We start from the raw sequence: 24,497 nt of genomic DNA, 5'->3' as shown, positions 1-24,497 counted from the left end.
AACCATTGAAAAAGCATTCGATCAATCTGGACGCCGACCCTTGAGGGACAGGCGTACCGGCATCGTCACCGAGGCCGGCACCCGTTGCGTGGCATGGGGCGCACGCAAGGCGGCGAGGACCTGGGCATCGGTGTCGGCATCGCCGCTGGACTTGGCCAACTGCGCACGGGTGACCGCACCTTCGGCGTCAAGCCACAAGTCCGCTTGCACCGTGTAAGCCTTCTTGCGTAACTCCGGGTCTTCGCGCAGCAGGCGTTGAAACACCCCGGCCAAGTACTGCTTATAAGTGCCGGCACCGAGTCCACCACCACCGGAACCCGCCATGCCGCCGCCCTTGCCCGCGCCAATGTTGAAACCGTCGTTGCCTGACTGGGCGTCGCCATCGATCTGCATCGGGTTGGCCAAGTCATCGGCCGGTGAAGGCGGCGCTTCCTCGGCCGGCTTGACCTCTTCCGGTTCTGGAGTAGGGACCGGCTCAGGGATTTTTTCTTCCACTTGCGGCTCCGGTTCCTTGGGCTTTTCAGGCGGTGGCGGCGGCGGTGGCGGCAACGGAATAATCGTCGGCACCTTCGGCGCTTCGCGACGTACGCCACTCATGTCATTGGCCCATTGCCATAAAAACCAGGCCGCCACGGCCGCCAGCAGCAAGCCGGCGCCCCACTTCAGCGGGCGCAGCTTCGGCGTTTTCTTGACCGGCAACGGCGTGATCGGGATCTGTGCAGTCATGACTCAGCCCTGGCTCGGTTTGCCGGTGACCAACCCGACCTGGGACAGCTCCAATCGGCGCAGCAGGTCGAGCACTTCGATCACTTTCTGGTACTGCACCATGGCGTCGCCGCGCACGATCACCGGGAAATCCGGGTTCAATGCTTTCTCGATGCGCAGGCGCTCTTCCAGCTCGCCGAGGGTCACCGGGTAAGCGTCGAGGAACACCTGGCCGCCGTCATTGACGGAAATGGCCTTGGTCTTTGCCTCCGACAACGACACCGAAGCGCTGGCCTTGGGCAGGTGAATCTGGATACCCGACACCTGGGCGGTGGCGGTGAGGATGAACATCACCAACACCACCATCAGCACGTCCACCAGCGGCGTGATGTTGATGCTGTCGACAGCGGCATCATCGTCATCGTCGTGGGAGGTATTTACGGAAGCCATGGCGATTCTCCTCAGGCCGGAACCGATGCGTGATGTTCGCGACGGTGCGCGGCTTCACTGTGCTGGCTCTCGCCGTGCATCTCCGCCAGGCGGGTGATGAACTCATCGACGAACACCCGCATGTCGGCGCTGACTTCCTTGTTGCGCGTGATCAGGCGGTTGTAGCCAAACAGCGCGGGGATCGCGACGAACAGGCCCATGGCCGTGGCCAGCAAGGCGGCCGCCATACCGGGGGCGATGGCGTTGATGTTGACGTCACCGGCCATGGCCGTGCCGAGGAACACCACCATGATCCCCAGCACCGTACCGAGCAGGCCGATGTACGGGCCGCCGGCAATGGCGTTGGACAAGGTCGAGAGTTTGGAACTGAGGGCCTGGTTCTCACGGGTGCGCACGCCGTCCATGGAACAGCGGATCGCTTCGATGGTGGCCGCAGACACCGATGAGGTGTCGGCGCCCTGGGCACGGCGCGTGCGGATCTCCTTGACCGCCACCAGATACAGGCGCCACAGCGAGGAATGGGTCAGCCGCTCACTCAGTTGTGCGTCGTCGGCGTACATTTCCAGACGGGTGCCGATCTGCGCGAAGTGCTCGCGGAACACCTCGTTGGCACTGCTCACACGGCTGACCTGACGGTTCTTGCGCAGCATGATCACCCACGATTGGAACATCATCGCCACCAGCACCAGGATGATGACCCAGGCATCCACCGGCACGGCATTGAGCAAAAAGCCCAGGCTGCCGAAGCCCATGCCCGACTGTTCTTCATCCACCCCGTAAGCCACCAGTTTCGACTCGGCGCCCTGGGCACTGGCATCAGCCAGCAACAGCGCGGCCGGGCGCGCCACTTTGGACAAGCGCAGCTCATCCATCGCACCAGCGAACGGCAAGTGCGTACTGCCTGCTTCCGGCAGGTCGGCACCGATGGCGAATTGGGAATTGAAGGCCGGCAATGCGACGGCGAGCGTGGCGGTTTCGCGACCATTCACATACAGCGCGACTTTTTCACCCTCGGCGGTGAACGCCAAGTGCTGCCATTGGCCGGGGTTCAACGGCTGGGTCGAGACAGCGCGCTGGCCGTCGATTTCCACAAACGGCATGCCTTGATTCAAGCCCAGCAACAGGCTGTGGGCACCGTCGCGACGGGCCAGGACGATTTGTTCGCCACTGGCCTGGTCCAGACGCAACCAGGCGCTGACGGTGAACGCCCCACCGGCGGCGTGTTGCAGCGATGGGCTGGCCGGCAGCAACAGCGGCTGACCGCCAAACTGCAAGGCGCGGCCGATTACGCCGTCGATGCTCGCGCCGGTGGCGTTCAGCGCCGTGTTGGCATAGGCCGTGGTGTCCCGTGGCGGCGTGGCATTGGCGCCGTCAAAGTGATAGAGCGCGGTGTAATTCGGGTCAAACGTCAGCTGGCCGTTGGCGGTGGCCGGGGCCTTCTGGTTGCCGTAGTACATCCAGATGTCCTGGCGCTGGCCGCCTTCGACCTTGGGCACGTCGACCCAAATCAGTGCCATGCCCATCAACGGATCAAAGCTCTCGATCTGGTGATTGAGCACGGTCTTGTCATCGGCACTCACAAAGCGCAGGTCGGCGCCGTCGTCCTTGACCCCGTCAAAGGTGAAATTGCCGGTGTGCAAGCGCACCAGCAGTGCGGTACGGCCCAAGGCCTGATTGATCGCGGCGCCTTGGGCGGTGGTGTCTACCGAAATCTGTTTGCGGTAGTGCCAATCGTCCTGCCACCAGGCGTGGGCGGTGGCCGGGAGCGCGAAGCCCAGGCAGATCATCAGGCTCAGAAATAGGCGTTGCATGGGTGAAGTCTCCGGAAGAAAAAGTCAGAACGTCGCCTGCACACTGAAGTGCAGTCGCGAATCCTGTTTCTGGGTGTTCGGTCCATCGAGCAGCGGGTAGCCCCAATCCAGACTGCCGGACAACCATTTGCTCAAACTGGCGCGGGTGCCCAGGCCGACACTGGCCAGGCTGTATTCGTCTTCTTGCTCGGGCAGCGGGTCGTGCAGACGCAGGCGCGCGCCTTCGGCGAACGCATAAAAGCGCCACTCCTGCACATAACTGCCGAGGAACTTGGCCAGGGACGGCGTGCGCAGCTCCTGGGACAGCAGCAAGCCTTCGTCGCCGGTGCGTTCGGCCGCCAGGTAGCCGCGCACCGAAGTGGCGCCGCCGGCGGAATACTGCTCGTTGGACACCAGCGGCCCCGAGGCCAATTGGAAGCCGGCCTTGGACGCCGACTGCCAATCGTTGGCGAAGGTGTAGCTGTAATTCAGGTCACCCTTGAGCACGGCAAAACTGGCGCTGGCCTTGTAGCGTTTGTAATCGAACTCTTCGGCGTCGCTGCCGTAACCAAAGAACGCACGGGTGCCGACCACCAGGTTCAGGCCCAACCCCAACTGGGACTGTTCGGTGTAGCGATAGCCGTTGTAGCCGAGGGTGAACGGCGCGTACTTGAGCGGCACCTGATCGCTGCTGGAACCGAATCTCATCTGCTCGTCGAAGTCTTTGAAGTCGATACCGAACGAGAAAGAATTGGCCCAATTGCCGGCGGCCGGCAGGTTGTAAATCGCCGACACCCCATAGGAGTGGCCCTTACCGAGTACGTTGCTGCCGCCGATGGTGGCGATGTTGCTGTCGGACTGGTAACCGGAGAACTGCAAAGTCCAGCGCTCATCCAGCGGCGCGCTGTAAGCGCCTGACCAGACCTTGGCGTTGTCGGTGTCCTGGGGTGCGGTGAAGTAGGTCAGGGAGATGCTGTGGCCCAGTTGCCACAGGTTGTCGTAACCCAGTGTCGCGACCGAGCGCAGCTTCTCGGTGTCGGCGCTGTAATCGTTGTTCAGGCCGATACTGGCGTGCCAGGGGTTCTGGTCTTCCACCTGCAAATCCACATCCATGGTGCCGGGCCGCTGGCCTTCGCGCACCAGCGGCGTAACCTGGCGCCCGGCGCTGCGATTGAGCCCGGCCAACTGGGTTTGCACCGTGGAAAAATCCGGCACCGCGCCCTCCTCCAGGCCCGGCACTTGCTCGCGGATTTCCACCGGCGAGTAATGCTTGGCGCCGACCACACGTACCCGGCCGACCTTGGTTTCGCTGACTTGCAGATAGACGATGCCGTCATCGACCTTCTGCTCCGGCAACTCGACAAACACCGACTGGTAACCGCGCGCCTGGTAGATCTTCTGCAAGGCGTCCCGGGCGCCTTCGATATCGTCGAGGGTCTTTTGCGGGCCCAGGAACGGGTACACCGCCTCCTCGATGGTGGCCGCATCAAGCACGGTATTGCCACGCACGAAGTACTCGTTGACGTCCACTTTGCGTGCCGGCGCTGCGTCCTCCGCCAGCGCGGGTTGGGCCATGGCCCCCAGCGCCAAGCAGCACAGCACCAGTGTTGATTTGAACAGATGCTCCACACCGCCCCCTGACGTTCTATAAGTGTTCGCCGCCGCCACTGGCACGGCGTTCGGCCGGCTCAATTGCTGGCGATCGAGGTGTTGCCGTGGCGTGCCAGCCAGGTGTGCAGCAAGGCGAAGTTCAGCGAGAACTCCGGCATGTGCAGCAAGGCGCCACAAAACACGTCACCAATGATTTTCTGGATGAGCTGTACCGCACGAGGGTTGTTGAGCAGCGTGGCGATATCGCGGGTGAGTACGTGAATGCTCCAGACCTTCTGGTTCAGGTCCAGGCCGACGAACCAGCGGAACAGCAGGTTGTAGTTGAGTTGTTCGTGCAGTTGTTGTTCGCTGGGCACCGAGTACAGCAGTTGCAGCAGCAGGATCTGCAGCACGGTCTGCGGTGCGATCAACATCGAGGGCTCGGCCACCAGCCAGTCGCGGTGCTGGTCGAGGACGTCGTCGATCTGCGGGCGCAGTAGCACCAGGGAATGGCCTGCGGGGATGTAGCTGGAGACTTCCTTCACGGCGCCCTGCCAATCGTCCTGGGAGACGATCCATACCCAGGGTGCGCCATAGCGATAGACCGACACCGGCTTCTTGCGCGCGGCTTCGACGATCTTTGACAGGCGCTGGTCGAGCTCCTGCATGCCGACTTTTGAATAACGTTCCATAGATCCCATTGCCCCACTCCTGGCGTCCTGCTGGCGGCTTTAAGAACACCTTCGTGGTGTTCTTGAGCGCGTTACACAGGAGAGACGGGGGCAAGGGTTGGCTACCGAACTTTTGTCATGAAAGCTTCATTTTTTGGGTTTTTTTTGGGGTGGTGGGGGGAGTACATATCCGTTATTTGGGTAACGGCCGCTTAGGGTTTCGCTCTTACAGCGACTCACTTTTGGAAGAGCCCAAAAGTAAGCAAAAGGCTCTCGCCCCAACACTCGGCACCTCGCCTAGGCTCGGTGTGCCCGCACTCCGGCTTGAATCCGTGGGCCGCCGCGATGGGCCATCCATGGCCCAGCGCGGCTAACCCGGCGTCCTGCCGGGTTACCCACGGATTCAAGCCTGCGTGCGGCCAGCGTGTTTGACGGGGCGCCTGAGATCAAGATCAAAAGCGCAGATCAAAAGCAGGACAGCAGGACAGCAGGACAGCAGGCTAGAACCTATCTGTCTGATCTATGGAGATCAAACTGTGGGAGGGGGCTTGCTCCCGATGGCAGTGGGTCAGTCACAGCTGCATCAACTGACACACCCTCATCGGGAGCAAGCCCCCTCCCACATTTGAAATGAGGTCGACCTGAGAACCCGGTCGGCTCTAAGGCCGCCGCGCTCTTGCTTTTGATCTGAAATCGCCCAGTCAACCACGATGGCCGGAATTCGACGTTGATTTGGGGGGTAAACCGGCAGGGATGCCGGTTTAGCCGCCCTGCGCCATGGATGGCGCGTGGCGGCGGCCCCCCAAATCAATGTCGGATTACGGGCATGCCGAGCCTAGGCGAGGCACCGAGTGGTGGGGCGAAGGCTTTTTGGTTACTTTTGTGCCTTTACAAAAGTGACCCGCTGTAAGAGCGGAACCCTAAGCCGCCGTTACCCAAATAACGGATATGTACACGAGCAAAAAAAAAACGGGGCAATCAAAGATCACCCCAAAAGTCCAACGAGAGGCCCTACCAACCCAACTACAACGAAATCTGCTTCCTCTCCTCGTCCGTCAACCGCGCCCGCGCCTGTTCACTCAGCGGCCCCGCGCCCAGCACCTGCACCGGGCTGTTGGGGTTATACCCCGACGTCTTCTGCCCCTCTTCAACCCCACGCTGCACCGGCTCAGTCCCAAACCCGAGCACTTCCACCGTCACGATCGAAGCCCTGCCCTGCTTGGCCGCCGCCTGCTGACTGCGCGCCGCATCTTCCGCCGCCTGGGAGGCCGCTGCCCCCGCCGCGCTGGCCGAGCTCATGGCGCCGGTATTGACAGAGGCCGTTACAGGCACCCCAGACGATTTGCCCTGGGACTGGATATTCGCCGCGTTCACCACCCGCAAGGCCGCGATGTTGACGTTACCCGACACCCGAATCCCCGCCTCGCCCGCATCGATGGTGCCCAACGGCGCGATCAGGTCGATGTCTCCCGCCGGTACTTCCGGGATCGGGTTCAGCGTGGCAATCCCAGCACCGGTGCTCGGCACCGACGGCGACAGGCCCACGTTGCCCCAGTTGTCATAAACACGCTTGGGCGGTGTGTACACCACGGTGGTCTTGGAGCCGCGACCGGCGTTAATGTCGCCCTCGGCGGTCCACCCCATGATCGAGCCGCCAAAGGTGGTCATGATGCGGCTCTGCCCCAAGAGGATGCTGCCCATGGAATACAGCTGAATGTCACCGGCACCCTGGGTGATCACACCCGCCGTGGACGGTGGCGCCGCGCCTTCGATGCCGAAGGTCTGGCCGCCGCCGGGGGTGAGCATCTGGATCGACCCACCGGCATTGGTGTGCACGCCCGAGCCGTTGAACAGTGTGATGTCGCCCTGGTAAGTGATCGGGTTGCCGGCCACGTCCCTGGTCGGGAACAACGCCGCGATCGCCGCACGGCCACGCAGGTAGCTGCCCTCGCGGACGCCGCCGTCCTGGTTGTACTCGCGGCCAGCGGCCTTGAGTTCGGCAAAATACACGTCACGGGCAAACACCCGTTGTTGCTCAGCGGGTAATGCAGCGTAGTAAGCGCGGGCCTGCTCGCTGTCGCCGGCAAACCCGAAGCGCTCGGCCAGCCAGGTGGCCAGTTCGTCCTCGTAGGTCTTGGCCACTTTGCCGCCCTGCAAGGACTCGCCCGTTTGTGCCTGGTTGAGCGGGTTCAGGTAGCTCTCGACGAACCGTTGGTAATCCGGTCCGGTGGCGCCGACACCGGCCTGCATGACGATGCTCGCGCCAGGGCGGTTGTCGCCCGGCAACACCGCGCCGAGGCTGGTCACGCTGTGCTCGCCGCCCGTGCCTGTCAGCAGGATATTGCGCCCGGCCGACACTTCCAGCAGGCCGGGGCCGGCTACCTGGAAGTTGCTGTAGAGAATGTCGCGCCCGGCAGACACGATGGAGATGTCCTGAGTGTTTTTATGAATGAACAGATTGTCGCTTGGCGACGCGACGGTAAAACCATCAGTGCCAAAGGTACGACCACTGCTGACGATATCCCGCCCGGCCATCATGCGGACCGCGCCATTCCCTTCATACCAGGTCTCACCTTCATGCACTGACCCGGGTGTCTTCTGGAACGTGATTATCCGACCACTGCTCACCCCGACAAGGTCGCCGTCCATCGCATAAAACCGCGCCGGTTCAGCACTGCCCGCAGATGAAGCGGCTGTGGTGCCAGACCCGAATGCGAACAATGAGAGGTTGCCCGCGTTACCCGTGACCGACAGGTTGCTGGCGACCACGGCGTTGCCAACCCGGCCTTGGTACGCAGGATTCCACGGCGTCGCCATCGCACTGTTCGCCGTGCCGGACTGGCTAACCGGCATGCCGCCGGCGTAGATCGAGTCTTGGGCAAGGAACTGCAACTGGCCGTTTTCCCCAGGCGCCAACAGCAAGGGATAACTGTAGGCGCTGTCACCGTTGGTCTGCGTCTGCGCGGCTTTACCGTAATACAGGCTGCCGCCCGCTGCGGTAGCGTTAAGGATGGACGGGTAGACCACCGCCAGGTCGGCCGTCGCTTCGGAGCGGGTGAAGGGTGTGAGGTTGCCGCCCAGTGAAAACAGATCAATCGCGGTGTCTTTAGTCCACAACGTAAACCAGCTTGAACCGCTGCCGACTTTCGCGCCTTGGGCAAAGGGTGATACGTGCGAAAGCTGTACCCGGCCCGGGTCTTCGACGTTTTGCACCACCAAATCGCCCAGGGTCTGCAGGTTGAACGTGGCATCACCGGGCACCAGGGTCATGCCACCACGGGCAACGCCACGGGTCGCGACCAATGGGTCGAACGCGCGGGTTTCGCCCGGGCTCTGGGTGGGAGCGATGCTGCCGTAGAGCATGTCGACGCTGCCCACGCTGGTGCTGCGCAGTTGCACATCGCCGCGCAGGTTGACCAGCACACCATCACGATGGTCCGCAGTCGCGGCCACGCTGGCCGGGTTCAGCGCCCCACCGATGCGCACGCGCAAATCGCCGCCGCCGGTCAACTGCTGGGTGCCATCGCTGGCGATCCGCCCCGTGCTGCCGACCGCCAGGGCCAGGCCCTGACTGTGGGGGTTTACAGTGGTGTTGTTGAAGCCATAGCCCAAGGTATCCAAGACCCCGGCATCACCGACCACGTTCACGTCCAGATTGCCGCCACCCAAGGTGCCGAAGCCGGTGAAGCCAAGCATTTTGTCCGCCGCCGTGGTCGCGGTGTAACTGCCGAAATTGATCCACCAGGCGGTGGGTTGAGCTTGCCCGCCCGTAGCCACGTCACCACTGCCCTGGCGCCACAGCCAGTTGCCGACTGCGGCCGAGTCCACTCCGGCGTCCTTGGGGTTGGGACGCGCATTGCTGGTCGCAGTGCTGGTGATATTACCGGTCAGGTCACCGCCGACATTCAGGGTCAGATTGCCCCCGGCCTCCGGGTACCAGGCCCGGTAGCGGCTGGTGGGTGAGCCGTTGACGAATTGCTCAAAGTAGCTTCCCGGATCGTTCAGCACAGCGCCGGACGGTTGAGCGTTGGGCTGGTTGTACGGGTCACCCGCAAACGTGCCGGTCGATGAAGTACCGGCGGTGTACACGCCGTACAGCGAATCCATGCTCAGGTTGCCCGCACTCAACAACTCCAGGTCGCCGCGGCCGGTGCGGATCACACTGAAGCGTGTACTCGAAGGCGTCGCCCCGTATTCGGTCGTGCTCTGGGCCGCGCAATATTCGGGAGCCAGGGCGCAGACTTCATCCACCGTAGGCAGCTCCAGGCTGGCGAGGAACTCATTGGTGATCACCGCGCCCACGGGGATGATCACACCGGACTGGTTCAACAGATCGTCAGCCGCTTGCTGCGTCCACACGTAGGTCACTTTGATCGCGCAATACTCCGGCGCGCCGGCGCAGAAATCCTCGATCGACCCCAGGCTCAAGTCATCGAGCAATTGCTGGTCGATGGGGTCGCCCTCTTTGATGTCCAACCCAGCCTCGGTCAGCACCGCCACCGCTTCGGCCGTCCAGGTCTGAACGCCTTTGCTCGGCAATTCCTTGGCATACATGCCGTAGTGATTGTCGGCCAGATGAATATCGCCGCTGCGCGGATGGGCTTGCAGCAGACGGCTGTCCGCGGCCTCGGTGTCGGCACCCGCCACCAGGCGCAACGACCACGATTGGGTGCCTTCGGCCAGCATCGGCGAGATGGCCCACACCTGACCGGCGTCGCCAGACACCCCAACCCGCAACTGCACCGAGGCAGCCCCGTTGGGCAACTTCACATCGGTGCCGGCGGGGATCAGCGCGCCCTTCGGCAGGGCTTTGCTGCCACTCAGTTGCACGATGTTATTGGCCAGGTTCGCCCCGTGCACCGTCGGCAGCGGTACACCTTTGGGCCAGATCATGTCTTGCAGACGGGTGCCTTGGGTCAACAGTGTCCCGGCGCCCAATTGCGTGCCCGCCACCAGGGTGTGCGCCTCGGCGAGCAACGTACCGGCGGCAAACAACAGGTTGCCCCCGGCATCACGCACGTCCGCCGCCAATACGCTGCCCGCCGGCAGAACCAGGTCCTGGCCCAAGGTCGCGGCCACTGGCAAACGGGTGCCGGCGGCGACCGTCAGGCCTTTGATCGGCAGGTCGTAGTTGAGCGTGCTGCCCGCCGGAAAGGCCGTACCATCCGCCAGGGTCACACCGTTGCCCGGCACCACGATGGTGCCGCCGCTGAAGTCCACACCGGGCAGCAGCACCCAGCCTTTGTCATCCTCGGACACCGGTGGTTTGGCGAAGCCATCGTTGATGCTGCCGTAGATGTTCAAGTCCCCACCGGCGCGCAGCGTCAGGCTGCCGGACTCGCCGGAGCCGTAGACGGCATTGTTCTTCTGGCTGTTGGGGTTGAGGCTGGCATAGCGATAACCGGACAAGTCCAGGTCGCCCTGGACCACCAGGTCGCCGTCCGGGGTCTTGCTGACGATTTCCACACCGGGGCGCAGGTGGAAAGCGTCGGCGTAGGTCGCGTTATTCAAGCCGGCGAGCTTGTTATCCAGCAAGTTCGTATTGAGCAGGGCGGCATTGATGAAGGCCTCGCTCAAGGCGTGTTTTGCATCCAGATAACCTTGGGTGATTTCCTGATACGGCCTGCCACTGGCGGTCGGATCGCTTTTTTCGGGTGCATCGTCGTAGGTCGCCATGCCGTTGAGGGTGATCGAGCGCGCGCCCTGAATGGTCAAGCGTCCACTGGCGTCGATCGCCACGTCATTGCCTGCCAACCGTGGTGCATTCAGTTCCAGGGTGCCGCGATTGCGTCCGTCATTACCAGCAGCCGCGCCGGTACCGTGGCGCAGGTCGATGCGTACGCCGTCGGCGAGGGTCAGTTGGCCGCTGCCGGAGCCCAGCACCACCGTGGCGCGGTTCGGCGAGTCGATGATCTTGCCGTAGCTGTCCACGCGCAGCTTGCTGCCGTGGGCGTCGAGAACGGCTGTGCTGTCCAGGGTCAGGCCGTTCTTGCCGGCCAGGTTGATACTGCCGACGCGCTCACCGCTGGCGTCCACCAGGCCGGTCACGCGCAGGCTGCCGTTGTCCACGGACACGCTGACGGTGCCGGCCTTGAGCCCATTGCCGATGGTCAGGTCGCCCCGCTTGAGCTGAAAGCTGCGCGCACCGAACACTTCGCCCTGGTTCAGGCGTTGGTTGAGGTCGGCAAACTGCTGGTCCAGGGAGCCGCTGCTGCCCAGGCGCTGCGCCTGGATCTCCACGGTTCCGGCTGGTTGCGGCATAGAGGTGCCACCGGCGTTGTAGTAACCACTGCTGCTGCCGAGGATCTTGCCCTGCAGATCGACGATTCCACCCGCCGCATCCGTGGCCACCGCACGCAACTTGCCGGCTTGGTTGTGCTTGGCGGAGAGGTCGATGATCGAGCCCGCCGCCTGCAGGATATTGCCGCTGCGGCTGTCGAGCAGCACATCGCCGCCCCACCCGTATTGGGTCACATCGTTGAAGGTGATCCCACGACCGGCCACGTCAATCAGCGCGTCGTCGGTCAACACCACATCGCCACGGGCACTGAGGCTGACTTTACCGCTGGGCAACACCACCGCACTGGCCACGCGGATGCTGTCGCCTTGCAGGGACAGTGCGGCACCCTGGCCGCTGGCGTTGCCACGGGGGCCTGCCGAGGCGCCGATATCGATCGCACCGCCGGCTTTGATCGTGTTCACCGAGCCGGCCTCACCGGTCATCAGCGGGGTGCGAATGGTCAAGTTGCCGCCGCTGTACTGGAAGCCGCTGACCGGGTCATAGGCGCCCTGGCGCTGGTACACCGACAAGCTGCCCTTGTGGTTGGCGGTGATGCGCTCGCTGGCGTTGAGAGCAACGTTGGCAAAGCCCAGGGCCAGGCGGTCGAAGCTTTTTACAGTGCTGGGCTGGCCAAATTCGCCATAGCCAAACTCGATGCGCTCGGCATTGATATCCAGGCGCCCACTGCCAGTGCCTGCGCCGCCTGCCACCACCGCGCCGGGGGCGTTAGTAGCACCCAGCCAAATCAGGTTAGCGGTGTGAATGGTCGCGACATCGCTGGCACCACCGGCGCCGTAGATGGACGGGGTGGACAGCATCAGGTTGCTCAGCAGCGACTTGCCGGTCAGCGGGTCATAGGTGTCGAGGCTGGCGCTGCCGTAGAAGTTAAAACCGTCACGCGCCGACAACTGCAGGGTCTCCAGGGCCGGTGCGCCTAATTGCGTGTCGCCGCGCAGCAGGCGGTCGAGCAGCGCCTGGTTCAGGGTCAGGCCGGCTGGCAAGCGGTTTGCGGCAGCCGCCGCGGCGAGGGCTTCGACGCTGCCCAGGTTGATGGTGCTCACGCCCAGGTTGAGGTGACGAGTGCCATAGCGCACCTGGTCGCCCAGTTGGAAGGTGCTGTCGGTCAGGGCCACGATGCTGCCATCGGAATACAACCCGGTCTGGCCGGTGCAGACGCTCGTGCTGCATGCGCCGATGTTGATACCACCGCTGGTCACACCACCGACTTGAGGGGCACTCACCACGTTCAGCAAACCGTTGGACACCGCCAGCATATTGGCAACCTGGTAGATAAAACCGTCGCGGGCATCGTAGCTGGCGGCACCGCGCCCCAGGGTGTTGATCGAAGCGCCCTGCTCTACCACGATGGCGCCGGTGTTGCTCACCAGGAACACTTCGGGCGCGGCAAGGGTGGCGCCCGCACGTAAAGTCACGTTGCTATCGGCGGCATTCACACCCGATGCCAGGCTTATGAAGTTGCCCGACTGGCCATACTCCACCATGGTCATGCCCCCCACCATCAGCCGTGAAGCACCGATGGCATTGAGGGTGTCGGCTTTAAGCGTAATGCCGGAAAAACCGGCGGTAGCCGAAGCGTCAGCCGCGATCACTTCAATGCCGAGCTTGCCAGGGTCCAGTACCGCTACCGTACCGCCATAGCCTCCCGTCGCGGCATCAAAACGTCCGATACCCTCGAAGGAGAATGCGTCGGCCCCCTGGCCGGGGCGCAGTGCCAGTTTCAGGGTCTTGGCGTCGGCTTCCAGCATGGGGCGCGGTACGCCTAACCTGGCCGCATCGGCTTTGGCGAATTGGGCGTAACTGGTTTCGTTGTATTGGGAATAACGGCGCAGGGTGTCCGCCGAAGTCAGGATCAACTGGCTGGCAGTGCTGTTGCGGATCCCGGTGTGGGCAATCGACAGCTGCCCGGCCGTGGCCCACGAGCCATTGCGCATCAAGGTGGTCGCGGCGTCGCTGCCGACTCCGGCCAGGCCATTGATCTCCACGCGATAGGCGCCGGGCATCAAGGCATACGTCGACGGCATCAAGGTATAGGTGCCTGCCGGCAACCCTGGCACACCCGCGCCGATGGTGACCTGCTGGCCAACCAGCGGCGCCACGGCACCGCCCTCCGCAGCCACCGGCGCTACGCCGGGTTGCACGCCCGGCACGATGGCGTAGATCGGGTTGGTGGACAGCCCCGGCAACACAAACCCGCCGTTGGCACCAAATTGCACCAGCGGGTTGTAACGCGCATCCGTGGAACCGCCGCGCCCGGAAACAAACCCGGCGCCGAGTAACTCGCCACCGCCCGACAGGTCCAGGATGGCATCCGGCTGCACCGCAACCGACTGGCCGCCCAGAATGACGCCCACGCTCAAGTCGCTGTTGGTATTGGCCAGCCCGCCTTGGCCGAGGAATGTCACCGTCTTGCCGTTGTACTTGTAAACCTGCCCGTCCAGCGTGCCGCCATAAGGCAACACCAGGCCCTTGCCGCTCACCGAGGTGACGCTGCCCGGCAGCAATTGCACCAGGCTGCTACCCATGCTGCCGATATCGATCAGGCCCAATGGCGCGCGCACCACACCGCCTTGCTTGACGGTGGCAGCGCCCAGTTGCAGGCGTCCGAACGCCGAATACGGCAGGGGCGCGTCCGTGCTGCCGACGCGGCCAATGGTCAACGTGCGTAAAGGGTCAAACGTCAGGCCCTGCACAGCCGATGACTCGCCCAGGTAACCGGCGATGACACGGGCACTGACTTCCGTGCTCGGGTACACCTGCGCCGCCCGCAGGGTCATGTCGCCCTGGGTCAGTAACTGGGTACTGACACCGGTGATGATGTCGTTCGCGGAGGCGCCCACCAGAAAGCGCAGATCGCCCTGGCTGGTCAGGTTGACCTGGTCGAAGCCACGGCGCTCAAGGCTCGCCAGGCTATTGTCGGCGCCGTACAGGCTGCTGCGATTGCCGAAGATCACATTACCGCGCACTTCCACGAGGTCGCCGTCGGCATTGAACTGCGCCTCGGTTGCACGCTGGGATGGCACCGGCAACACCGGCACCGGACGCACGTATAAATCCTTGCCCGTCTCGGGAGGCGCAAGGTAGCCCGCCAGCAACAGGTGCGGCGCCGTCAGGTTGATACGTGAGTTGCCTGCCGCGTTTTCACTGAGGCCATAACCACGGCTGTAAAGACGCAGGCTCTGGCCCATGTCCAGGCTCACATCACCGTCAAAGCTCAATAAGCCATTGCTCAACAGCGCGAGGTTATCGAAGCCGCCAGCAGTGACTTGATCCACGCCCAGGCGGCCATGCCCGTACTCCAGGCTTTCGCCCAGCGCGGTCGGTTGGTGCACCTGGCTCAACACCAGGTCACGGACCTTGAGCACCCGATCGGTGACCCCGGCTTTCTGGTAGTACGGGCTCTCCAGCGCCAGGTTAAGGCTACCGCCCGCCGCGCCGGCGCCACCGGCCTTGGCGACCAGGCTGCCATCCAGGTACAGGCCATTGTTGGAGGCCAGGCTGATGCTGCCGCCGTTACTGGCGACCTGCACCGCGCCCTGCCCTGGAATATTCAGCAAGGCCTGGGTGCCGGACGCGTCCAGGCGCGCACCGTCGCGCACGACCACGAACATGTCGCTGGCCGTTGCAAGGCCGGTGTTCAGGTCAAGCGAGCCGCCAATGTTGATAGTGCCGCCGTCGCGCACCACGCCGTAAGTGCGGCCACGGTAGTCCACCGCCGTGGCCGCCCGCGCCGCCACGTCGATCAACGCCTGTTCGCCAATCCAGATCGAGCGGTCATGGCCGATGGCGTTCACCGCCTCCGAGGCGCCGGTGGTCACACCGCCCAGGCTGACGCTGCCGCCCCAGGCATTGAGCGTACCGTCCAGGGTCAATTGACCGATGCTGCGCAGCTTGATGGCCTGGCTGGGATCGACGTTGATCACCGCGCCGTGGCCCACGGTCAGGGCAGTGCTCGCCAGTTGCGCAGCCGTGGCGTAGACCGTGCCGGCGGTGAGGCTCAAACCGGCGCCACGGCGTTGGGTCAGCACGCCCTTGGTCGCGTCCTCCTGGTACAGGGGCGGCGTCCATTGCTCCAAGGCCGTGCCGGGATCGCTGCCCGTTGGCGTGGTGGACGCTTGGGCGCCCAAACGATAGGTCGGCAGGCTCACATCCACTTGCGTACCGTCGGTGACGATCAGCCCTTCGTTGCCGGTGATGTCGTAGGCCGAAAAACCCTTATTGAAGAAGTCGCCAGCCAGTTTCAGGGTGTCGCTGTCCACCGCAGCCGCGCTGTTGCCGATCTGCACCTTGCGTGCCTGCAAGGCCAGGGTGCCGCCGCCACTCACGCCAAAGCCGCGCACCTCGCCCTCCAACGCCAAGGCGCCGAGGGCGCCCAGGGTCACACTGCCGCCCTTGCCGCCGGTGAGCTTGCCGTCGACGCCGAGGGTCGCACCGGAGGACACATCCACCACACTGCCGGCCGCCAGGTTGACGTTGTTCGAACTGCGCAACGAGACCTTGCCGCCGTTGACATACGCCACGCCGGTGCTGTTGGTCGGGTCGAGCAGTAGGTTGTTCCAGCGGCCACGGGCGTCGAGCTTGACGCCGGCCGCGACATTCACACTCGAACCACCGGCCAGGGTCGTGTCTTCGACCTCGCCCGCTTTCAGCGGGTTGACCTGGCTGAGGATGTTGCCCGCATTGATGCTGCCACCCAGGGCTGTCAGGTTGGCGTTGATATCAACCCTCGGCCCGAACAGGGTGATGTCGCCGCCGTCGGCCACGCTGAGCGCGCCATTGACGGTCACCTGCTGCCTGGCCGCGACCTTGATCGCGCCCAACGGGTTGCCACTGAGCTGCTCGCTGTCGAGCAGGATTTTGCCCTGGCGGTCCTGGGGCAACGCGGTGGCGAGGTCCAGGCCATCGGCGATTTTTTCCAGGCTGCCTTCGATCGACACCTCGTCGGCGTTCGCCCCCAAGGCGTAGCGCAAGGTGCCGGTGGTCTTGTTGTAGATCGGCGTGTACTGGCCAATGATCAACTGCGCGAGCTGGGCCATGGCTTTTTGGGATTGCTGGTAACCGTCCAGGTTGATGTTCGGCGCCTGGGTCTGGCGATCACCCTGGAACACCGCGCTGATCATCTGGCCTTCCAGCACTGCGCTGGCGGTGCTGACCACCAACTTGCCGGCGTCACGGCCCACGGTATAACCGGCCTCGTTACGGCCCTGCGGAGCAATCATCGGGTTGTAGTAGTACTCGGTCTGGCCCCAGCGAACACTGGTGTCTTCATAGCCCTTGTAGATACCGGAATAAAGAATGTCGCCGGGTGCTTTGGACAACTCGTACAACCGTCGATCCGGGCCCTTGAGCCAGGTTTGCCGGATATAGCCCCCTTGCACATCCACGGTGCCGCCCGACAAGTTGATCTGCGCGCCCTGCTGGGTCACGACATCTTTGCCGGTAAAGGTCACGGTGCCGCCCTGGGCCATCCACTCGCCCACCGAATGGCCCTGGGTGCCGAGGTAACCGCCGACTTCCAGCAGACCACCGGCGGTGTACCAGCGATCGGTGGCGTAGCCGTTGGTGCCGGCCGGGACAAACACCAGGTCGCGTAAGTCGACCCACACGTCGTTATTGATCAGTTGCCCATTGTCGCGGTTGATCGGCGCATCCCGCTGCTCGTTGCCCTGTACGTTGATCTTGATGTTGTTGGCTTCCATCGACACCTTGACGCCCACGGCGCCCGACACGTCGATCATCGCGCCATCGCGCACCAGGCTGCGTTGACCGGCGCTGACCGCGACCTGGCCGCCGGTGGCGAGGGTGATCGAGCCTTTCTGGAAGTCCACGGTGCCACCGCTGACGATCTCGATACGCGACTGGTCAGTGCGGTCGGCCACGGCGCTGAGGTGGTTGAACTGCCCCGTGATCAGGTTGGCCGGCGTGCCGTCGAGCTTGATCAGGCCGTTGTCTTTCTGGCTGTTGAGGGCGGTGCTGCCACTGGCGTCCAACAGGATTGCAGTGGTGCTGCCCTCCCCCAGGGTGACGCTGCCGCCGGTGTCGCTGGCCGAGTTGAGCAAGTGAATGGAGCCGCGGGTGTCCACCGAAGTGCTGGCCAGGACCACGCCGTTTTGCTGAACCTGGTGCCCGGTCAGGGTGACGTCGCCGGTGGAGGCCATGATCAGGCCGTTGTTGATCACCTTGCCTGCGCTGCTGCCCGGCTTAAGGCTGGCGGCGACTTCATTGCCACGGGTGGTGGAACGCTCGTTGCCCGCCGTGCCCACCCCTTTGCGAATATAAAAACTGTCACCGGCCGCCAGGGTGGTCTGGCCCTTGGCGGTGATGATCGTGCCGGCGTTTTCCACTTCGGTGCCGAGTAGCAAGGCATAGCCGCCCGCGTCGGTGGAGGTGGCGGCGTTGTGGGTCTGGATCAACGCACCGCGCTGCACCTCGACCTTGCCCGCCGCATCGGTGAACGTCGGTTGAGTGCCATTGGTGTCGACATAAAGGCCGCGCTGGATGAACTGGTCATCGGTGATCGTCGCGGCAGCCGCCACCAGGTTGCGCACATTGACCTGGCTGGTGCCGCTGAAGACCACGCCGTTACGGTTCATGATCATCACCGTGCCCGCGCCCTGAATCTTGCCCTGGATTTCGCTGGGGCGTGCCTCAGGGTCATTGACGCGGTTGAGCACTGCCCAGGTGGACTGCTGCTGGAAATCCACCGTGGTGTTGCGCCCGACGTTGAATGTCTCCCAGTTGAGGATCGCCTTGTCGGCGGTCTGCTCAATGCTCACCGTGGTCATGCCGCCCGCCTGGGTCTGGGTCGGCGCCTTGGCATTGGTCCAGCCCTGGGTCAGGCTGTTGTCCACCTGCAAGCCGCCCTTGCCGAGGCCATCGGGAATCGTCGAGACCTGACCGAACGCCGCCTGCCGACCGGCCGCCTGCACCGCCTGCTGCGCCGCAATCGCCGCGACCGTGGTGTTGAGCGTGCTGATGGACCGCGCCAACTGCTGGTTGACCCGCGCCTGCTGGTTCAGCGTCGGCACCGACGGCATCTGTCCCGCATTGATCCGCGCCGCCGTCGTCGCCTGGGTCGCCCCCTTGGCCGCGAACCACGCTGGGCTGAACGCCGTCGCCGCATGGGCATTGCCCGCCACCACCAACAAGGCAATGACCTGAGCCAGAGGCTTGAGGCGCAACACAGTCTGGGCGTGCGAGCCCTGGGCATTCAGCTTGAGCGTGGGTTTGCAGCGGACCATCGGGAATCTTCCTTCTTTGTAATCGCCAGGAGCAAGACAGGCTCACGTATGAGGGTTAGGCGGTTGGCGAGGGGCGGGACTGAACTTCTGTCATGCAAAGTTCATAAAGGGCTGCTAACGCAAAAAAATCAGCAACGGCACAGGCCGTTGCTGATCGGGGTTGCGGGTCGTTGAAAGCCTGGGTTACAGCGGACGACCGATGGCGTTGCAGACGCTGGTGTTACCGATGCCTTGAGCGCTGGAAGCGGTGGCAAAGGTGTCACGCACGGCTTTTTTCCAGTTGGCTGGCAGCGGCACGAAGCGGTTGTTGTTGATGGCGGTGTCGTTGTTGATCAGGTTGCCGTAGTGGCGGTTGAAGAACGCACGGACCTGGGTGGTCTGGGTGGCGTCGGCGTAGCACTGGCTGAAGATCACGTTAGTGAAGCCCAGGATCGGGTAGCCGCTGGATGGGTAGGCGAACGTCGCCGGGCCGCTGGCGGTGGCAGCGAATACCGGTACCCAGTTGTCCGGGTTAGTGGCGTCGATGAACGAACCATCGGCACGGGCTTCGGTTGGCGCAGGGATCTGGCCAATGGCGGTGGAAACGTTGGCAGGCGCTGGCGAAACACCGCCAATCTTGGCCACTTTGGTGGCGTCATCCAGACCGGCCAAGGTGGTCGCCGCGTAATCCGGGCTCATGTAGGTGATCGCGCCATCTTGAGCGTTCAACGCGGTCATTACGCCTTGGCTGCCGGTAGCGGCCACTGCGCCAGCAGGCAAGCCTGCACCGTAGCTGGACGAAAAGGTGGTGGTCACGGCGAACGGTTGCGTCTCAGCGCACTTGGCGTTGAGGAAGCGCGTGAACAGTTCGGTGGTACCGCTGGACTCGCTGCGGTAGATCACTTTGATCGCGCCAGTGCGACCCGAACCAGTGATCTGGCTCCAGTCGGTCAAGCGGCCCGAAAACACGCCGCACAGTTGGTTGACGCTCAGATCAACCGCGTTGGCGCCAGCCTTGTTGAATGGAATGGCGACCGAAGTGGCCACCGAAGGCGCCTGGATCAACTTGCCCCAAATCGCTTGTTTGTTGGTTTTGTAAGCCAGCAGCTCAGCAGCCGTCAGCTTGGAATCGCTGCCTGCCCAGTGCACGTTCTTGTTAGTCACGCCCGCCACGAACTTGGTGTAATCGTTGTTCAGGAAAGCCGCCTTGCCGTTGCCGCTGCCCACGCCGATGTAGGCGGCGAAGCCAGTGGTGAGGACGCCGGAGGTTTGGTACAGCGGCTGTGGCAAGGTTGCGCCGCCGCCGTTGATGTCAGCCATTGCAGCCTGGGCCGAGCACAGTGCAGCGAGGGTCATGGATACCGCGAGAACGTTGCGCTTAAACATGAAGAATCTCCTTTCGTCGTGTTTGTACGTTTGGGGTAGATGGCTCTTGCATGACGCCATGGCTTCGGTCCCAAGCCGTGATAAAGGGGTGGCCGGGGGTGAAAACCATGGAAGAGAAAGTCGCAGTTTCCGATGACAGATGTAGGAAAAAACCTCGGGAGGAAACACTTGATTTTTAAAAAGATTCTCGGGTGTTTTGGTCATGATTCTGAGCGATTTCAGCCCAGGTGACAGCGAGGTTTCAGAGGCCCTGCCGTGGAGGCGGCAGGAACCGTTGGCAGATGACGGAATGAGGAACCCGAGGTTGGGACCCGGACATCGGGATACCAAAAAAACAACTGAAAAACGCGTTGAGTGGTGGAGGACGCTCGCCCCCCAATAGAACTGGATTTCCACGCAATGGATCTGCCCCCCGACAAAACGCGGTGTCTCAGAGAGGGTACCGTGTCAGGTTTTGGGGTGGCTTCACCACCCAGCGCGGGGCAAGCCCGCTCACCCCAGTAAGCCCGCTCACGCCGTTTGATCAGGTAACGAGTTGGTTGATCTCGATGATCGGCAACAGCACCGCCATCACAATCACCAGCACCACCGCCCCCATCACCACGATCATCAGCGGCTCCAGCAGCGCGGTCATGCCCATGGCCCGGCGTTCGATATCCCGCGACAGCGTCTGCGCTGCACGTTCAAGCATCGGCGGCAGCGAGCCGGTTTTTTCGCCGCTGGCGATCAGGTGGATCAATACCGGCGGAAAGACTTTCTCCACCGCCAGCGCCGGCGCCAGGTTGACCCCTTCGCGTACCTTGGCAGTGGCGTCGTTGACGCACTGGCTCAGGCGCTCGTTGGACAAGGTTTGGCGCGCCGCCTCCAGCGCCCGCAACAGCGGCACGCCAGCACCACCGAGGATGGCCAGGGTCGAGGCAAACCGCGCCGTGTTCAGACCCAGTACAAAGCGCCCGATCAGCGGCAGGCGCAGCACGCGACTGTGCCAATTCAAGCGCGCCACCGGGTTGCGCAGGTACAAACGCCAACTCCAGAAACCGCCGACAATCCCGGCGAAACACAGCCAGCCCCACGCGCGGATAAAGTCGCTGGCGTTGAGCATCGCCAGCGTCAGCCCCGGCAGGTCCTGACGCGCCTGGGAAAACGCACTGACCACCTGGGGCACCACGTAACTGAGCAAAAAAATCACAATGCCAATGGACACCAGCCCCACCACACCGGGGTAGATAAACGCGGTGAGAATCTTGCCGCGCAGGTTGTTGCGTTCCTCGATGTAGTCCGCCAGGCGCTCCATCACCTGGGCCAAGTCACCGGACTCCTCCCCCGCCGCAATCAACGCACGGTAAATCGACGGAAAATCCCGTGGCCGCGCCGCCAACGCATCCGCCAGGCGCATGCCGCCGCGCACATCTCCACGCACGGCCGCCAACGTCTGGGCGATGTGCTTTTTCTCGGCCTGCTCCACCGTGGCACTCAGCGCCGCCTCCAACGGCAGGCTGGCGCCGAGCAGGCTCGCCAGTTGCCGCGTGGCCCAGGCCAAGTCGTTGTCCGAGAGCTTGGGCGTGAACAGGCTACTGCCCGCCGCCGCTGGCTGGCCGCCTTCGATCTGCACCAATAAGGCCGTCAAACCCCGCCCGCGCAAGTGGGCAAACGCTGCGCTCTGGCTGTCGGCCTCCACATGCCCGACCTCGACTTTGCCGCTGGCATCCGCGGCTTCATAGCGATAGCGATTCATCAGGCGTCCCGTGTCACGCGTAGGATTTCTTCGGGGGCCGTGGCGCCGCTGCGCACCCAGCGCTCACCGTCTTCACGCATGCTGAACATCCCGGCCCGCCGCGCGGCCAGGCGCAAATCCTGCTCGCCGGCGCCCTGATGAATCAGGCTGCGTACATCGTCGTCGACACAGAACAATTCATGGATACCGGTACGCCCGCTGTAACCGACCTGGTTGCAGTGCGAGCACCCCACCGGACGCCAGGTGCCCGGCGCGGCAGGATCTTCCTGCTTGCAATGGGGGCACAGGCGGCGCACCAACCGCTGGGCCAACACACCCAGCAATGACGACGCCAACAGGAACGGCTCGACGCCCATGTCGATCAAGCGGTTCACCGCCGACACCGCATCGTTGGTGTGCAACGTGGCGAGTACCAAGTGACCGGTGAGCGAGGCCTGCACGGCGATCTGCGCGGTCTCCAAGTCGCGGATTTCACCGATCATGATGATGTCCGGGTCCTGACGCAGAATGGCCCGCAGCGCCAGGCCGAAGGTCATGTCGATCTTGGCGTTGACCTGGATCTGGCTGATGCCCGGCAAGTCGTATTCCACCGGGTCTTCCACGGTAAGGATATTGCTGGTGCTCGCGTCCAACCGCGCCAACGCCGCGTACAGGCTAGTGGTCTTGCCACTGCCGGTGGGCCCGGTGACCAGCACAATGCCGTGGGGCTGGCGGATCAAGGTATCGAGGCGCGCGAGCAACTGCGGCTCCATGCCCAGAGTCTCCAACTGCAAACGCCCGGCCTGCTTGTCGAGCAAACGCATCACCACCCGCTCGCCATGCCCGGTGGGCACCGTCGACACTCGAATATCAATCGGCCGCCCGGCCACACGCAACGCAATGCGCCCATCCTGGGGCAGGCGTTTCTCGGCGATGTCGAGTTGAGCCATGATCTTGATCCGCGACACCAACGCGCCATGCAGCGCCTTGCGTGGCGACACCACGTCGCGCAGCGTGCCGTCGACGCGGTAGCGCACCACGGAATGGGTTTCATAGGGCTCGATATGAATATCACTGGCTTCGTCCCGCGCTGCCTGGGTGAGCAAGGCGTTGATCATGCGGATCACCGGCGCACCGTCCTGGGTGTCGAGCAGGTCAGTGATCTCGGGCATGTCCTGCATCAAGCGGTCGAGGTCGACCTCGTTTTCCGCCGCACCCACCACGGCCGCGGCACTGCCGGTGTCGGCGTAGGCACTGGCCAGGAGACCGTCGAGTTCGTCATCGCGTATCTGCTCAATCCGCGACTGGCCGAACTGGCGCTGCACTTCGCTGATCGACCAGCCGGGGGTTGAGGGGCAGACGGTCAGCAACATGCCGTCCTCGCCGGGGCGCAGGAGGATGCGTTGGGATTTGGCCCAGGCGTAAGGGAGAAGGCTCACAAGGTATCCTCCTGACCGAGCACGGTCCAAATGTGGGAGGGGGCTTGCCCCCGATAGCGTTGGGTCAGTGTGTACATCTGTGGCTGAAACACCCTCATCGGGAGCAAGCCCCCTCCCACATTCAAATCTTCATTTGGATTCATGGCCGTGCACCTACAGGTACAGCCCGAATCACCGCCCTCGGCCCCGGCTGCTGCCCGCCCGGAATCGCCTTAACCTGCTCAATCCGCGACTGGCCGAACTGGCGCTGCACTTCGCTGATCGACCAGCCGGGGGTTGAGGGGCAGACGGTCAGCAACATGCCGTCCTCGCCGGGGCGCAGGAGGATGCGTTGGGATTTGGCCCAGGCGTAAGGGAGAAGGCTCACAAGGTATCCTCCTGACCGAGCACGGTCCACATGTGGGAGGGGGCTTGCCCCCGATAGCGGTGGGTCAGTGTGTACATCTGTGGCTGACACACCCTCATCGGGAGCAAGCCCCCTCCCACATTCAAATCTTCATTTGGATTCATGGCCGTGCACCTACCGGTACAGCCCGAATCACCGCCCTCGGCCCCGGCTGCTGCCCCCCCGGAATCGCCTTCTCCACCTGCTCAATCCGCGACTGGCCGAACTGCCGTTGCACTTCGCTGATCGACCAGCCGGGGGTTGAGGGGCAGACGGTCAGCAACATGCCGTCCTCGCCGGGGCGCAGGAGGATGCGTTGGGATTTGGCCCAGGCGTAGGGGAGCAGGCTCACAAGGCATCTTCCTGACCGAGCACGGTCCACATGTGGGAGGGGGCTTGCCCCCGATAGCGGTGGGTCAGTGTGTACATCTGTGGCTGACACACCCTCATCGGGAGCAAGCCCCCTCCCACATTCAAATCTTCATTTGGATTCATGGCCGTGTACCTACCGGTACAGCGCGAATCACCGCCCTCGGCCCCGGCTGCTGCCCGCCCGGAATCGCCTTCTCCACCTGCTCAATCCGCGACTGGCCGAACTGGCGCTGCACTTCGCTGATCGACCAGCCAGGGGTTGAGGGGCAGACGGTCAGCAACATGCCGTCCTCGCCGGGGCGCAGGAGGATGCGTTGGGATTTGGCCCAGGCGTAAGGGAGAAGGCTCACAAGGTATCTTCCTGACCGAGCACGGTCCAAATGTGGGAGGGGGCTTGCCCCCGATAGCGGTGGGTCAGTGTGTACATCTGTGGCTGACACACCCTCATCGGGGGCAAGCCCCCTCCCACATTCAAAT

General features: G+C 63.5%; 9 protein-coding genes and 3 pseudogenes. All 12 read right to left on the bottom strand.

Going from position 1 to position 24,497, the window contains the following annotated elements; genetic code table 11:
* Positions 1-21: 21 nt before the first annotated feature.
* Positions 22-726 (bottom strand): energy transducer TonB family protein, encoded by a 705-nt coding sequence (locus tag LRO94_RS11505; protein ID WP_032885393.1) that lies wholly within the window; start codon positions 724-726, stop codon positions 22-24.
* A gap of 3 nt (positions 727-729) precedes the next feature.
* Positions 730-1,155 (bottom strand): ExbD/TolR family protein, encoded by a 426-nt coding sequence (locus LRO94_RS11500; RefSeq protein ID WP_016980095.1) that lies wholly within the window; start codon positions 1,153-1,155, stop codon positions 730-732.
* A gap of 11 nt (positions 1,156-1,166) precedes the next feature.
* On the bottom strand, positions 1,167-2,966 hold the full coding sequence (locus tag LRO94_RS11495) for a DUF2341 domain-containing protein (RefSeq protein WP_095185992.1): 1,800 nt from the start codon (positions 2,964-2,966) through the stop codon (positions 1,167-1,169).
* A 24-nt stretch (positions 2,967-2,990) separates the two neighbouring features.
* The gene (locus tag LRO94_RS11490; protein ID WP_179179193.1) at positions 2,991-4,574 is read right to left on the bottom strand and encodes a ShlB/FhaC/HecB family hemolysin secretion/activation protein; all 1,584 of its coding nucleotides are present in this window, start codon (positions 4,572-4,574) and stop codon (positions 2,991-2,993) included.
* A 59-nt stretch (positions 4,575-4,633) separates the two neighbouring features.
* On the bottom strand, positions 4,634-5,227 hold the full coding sequence (locus LRO94_RS11485) for a transposase (protein WP_032885396.1): 594 nt from the start codon (positions 5,225-5,227) through the stop codon (positions 4,634-4,636).
* Positions 5,228-6,229: 1,002 nt separating this feature from the next.
* A complete protein-coding gene (locus LRO94_RS11480) occupies positions 6,230-18,745 on the bottom strand; it encodes a filamentous haemagglutinin family protein (protein WP_179179194.1) in 12,516 nt (4,171 codons plus the stop codon).
* Between the two features lie 183 nt (positions 18,746-18,928).
* Positions 18,929-20,110, bottom strand: a complete 1,182-nt coding sequence (locus LRO94_RS11475; protein WP_179179195.1) for a substrate-binding domain-containing protein — start codon at positions 20,108-20,110, stop codon at positions 18,929-18,931.
* Between the two features lie 523 nt (positions 20,111-20,633).
* Complete coding sequence (gspF, locus tag LRO94_RS11470; RefSeq protein ID WP_095185996.1) at positions 20,634-21,845, bottom strand: type II secretion system inner membrane protein GspF; 1,212 nt, start codon at positions 21,843-21,845, stop codon at positions 20,634-20,636.
* The gene (gspE, locus tag LRO94_RS11465) at positions 21,845-23,263 is read right to left on the bottom strand and encodes a type II secretion system ATPase GspE (protein ID WP_032885400.1); all 1,419 of its coding nucleotides are present in this window, start codon (positions 23,261-23,263) and stop codon (positions 21,845-21,847) included. The genes gspF and gspE overlap by 1 nt, the downstream gene beginning before the upstream one ends.
* 211 nt (positions 23,264-23,474) lie before the next feature.
* Positions 23,475-23,630, bottom strand: a pseudogene (locus tag LRO94_RS11460) (type II secretion system protein GspE); the annotation flags it as partial.
* 217 nt (positions 23,631-23,847) lie between these two features.
* Positions 23,848-24,000, bottom strand: a pseudogene (locus tag LRO94_RS11455) (type II secretion system protein GspE); the annotation flags it as partial.
* A 217-nt stretch (positions 24,001-24,217) separates the two neighbouring features.
* Positions 24,218-24,370 (bottom strand): annotated as a pseudogene (locus LRO94_RS11450) (type II secretion system protein GspE); the annotation flags it as partial.
* Between the last annotated feature and the right edge of the window lie 127 nt (positions 24,371-24,497).

Source organism: Pseudomonas sivasensis (assembly GCF_021391435.1).
GTDB classification, from domain to species: Bacteria; Pseudomonadota; Gammaproteobacteria; order Pseudomonadales; family Pseudomonadaceae; genus Aquipseudomonas; species Aquipseudomonas sivasensis.
The sequence above is the reverse complement of the archived record's forward strand: the minus strand, read 5'-3'. Positions and strand labels throughout refer to the sequence as shown.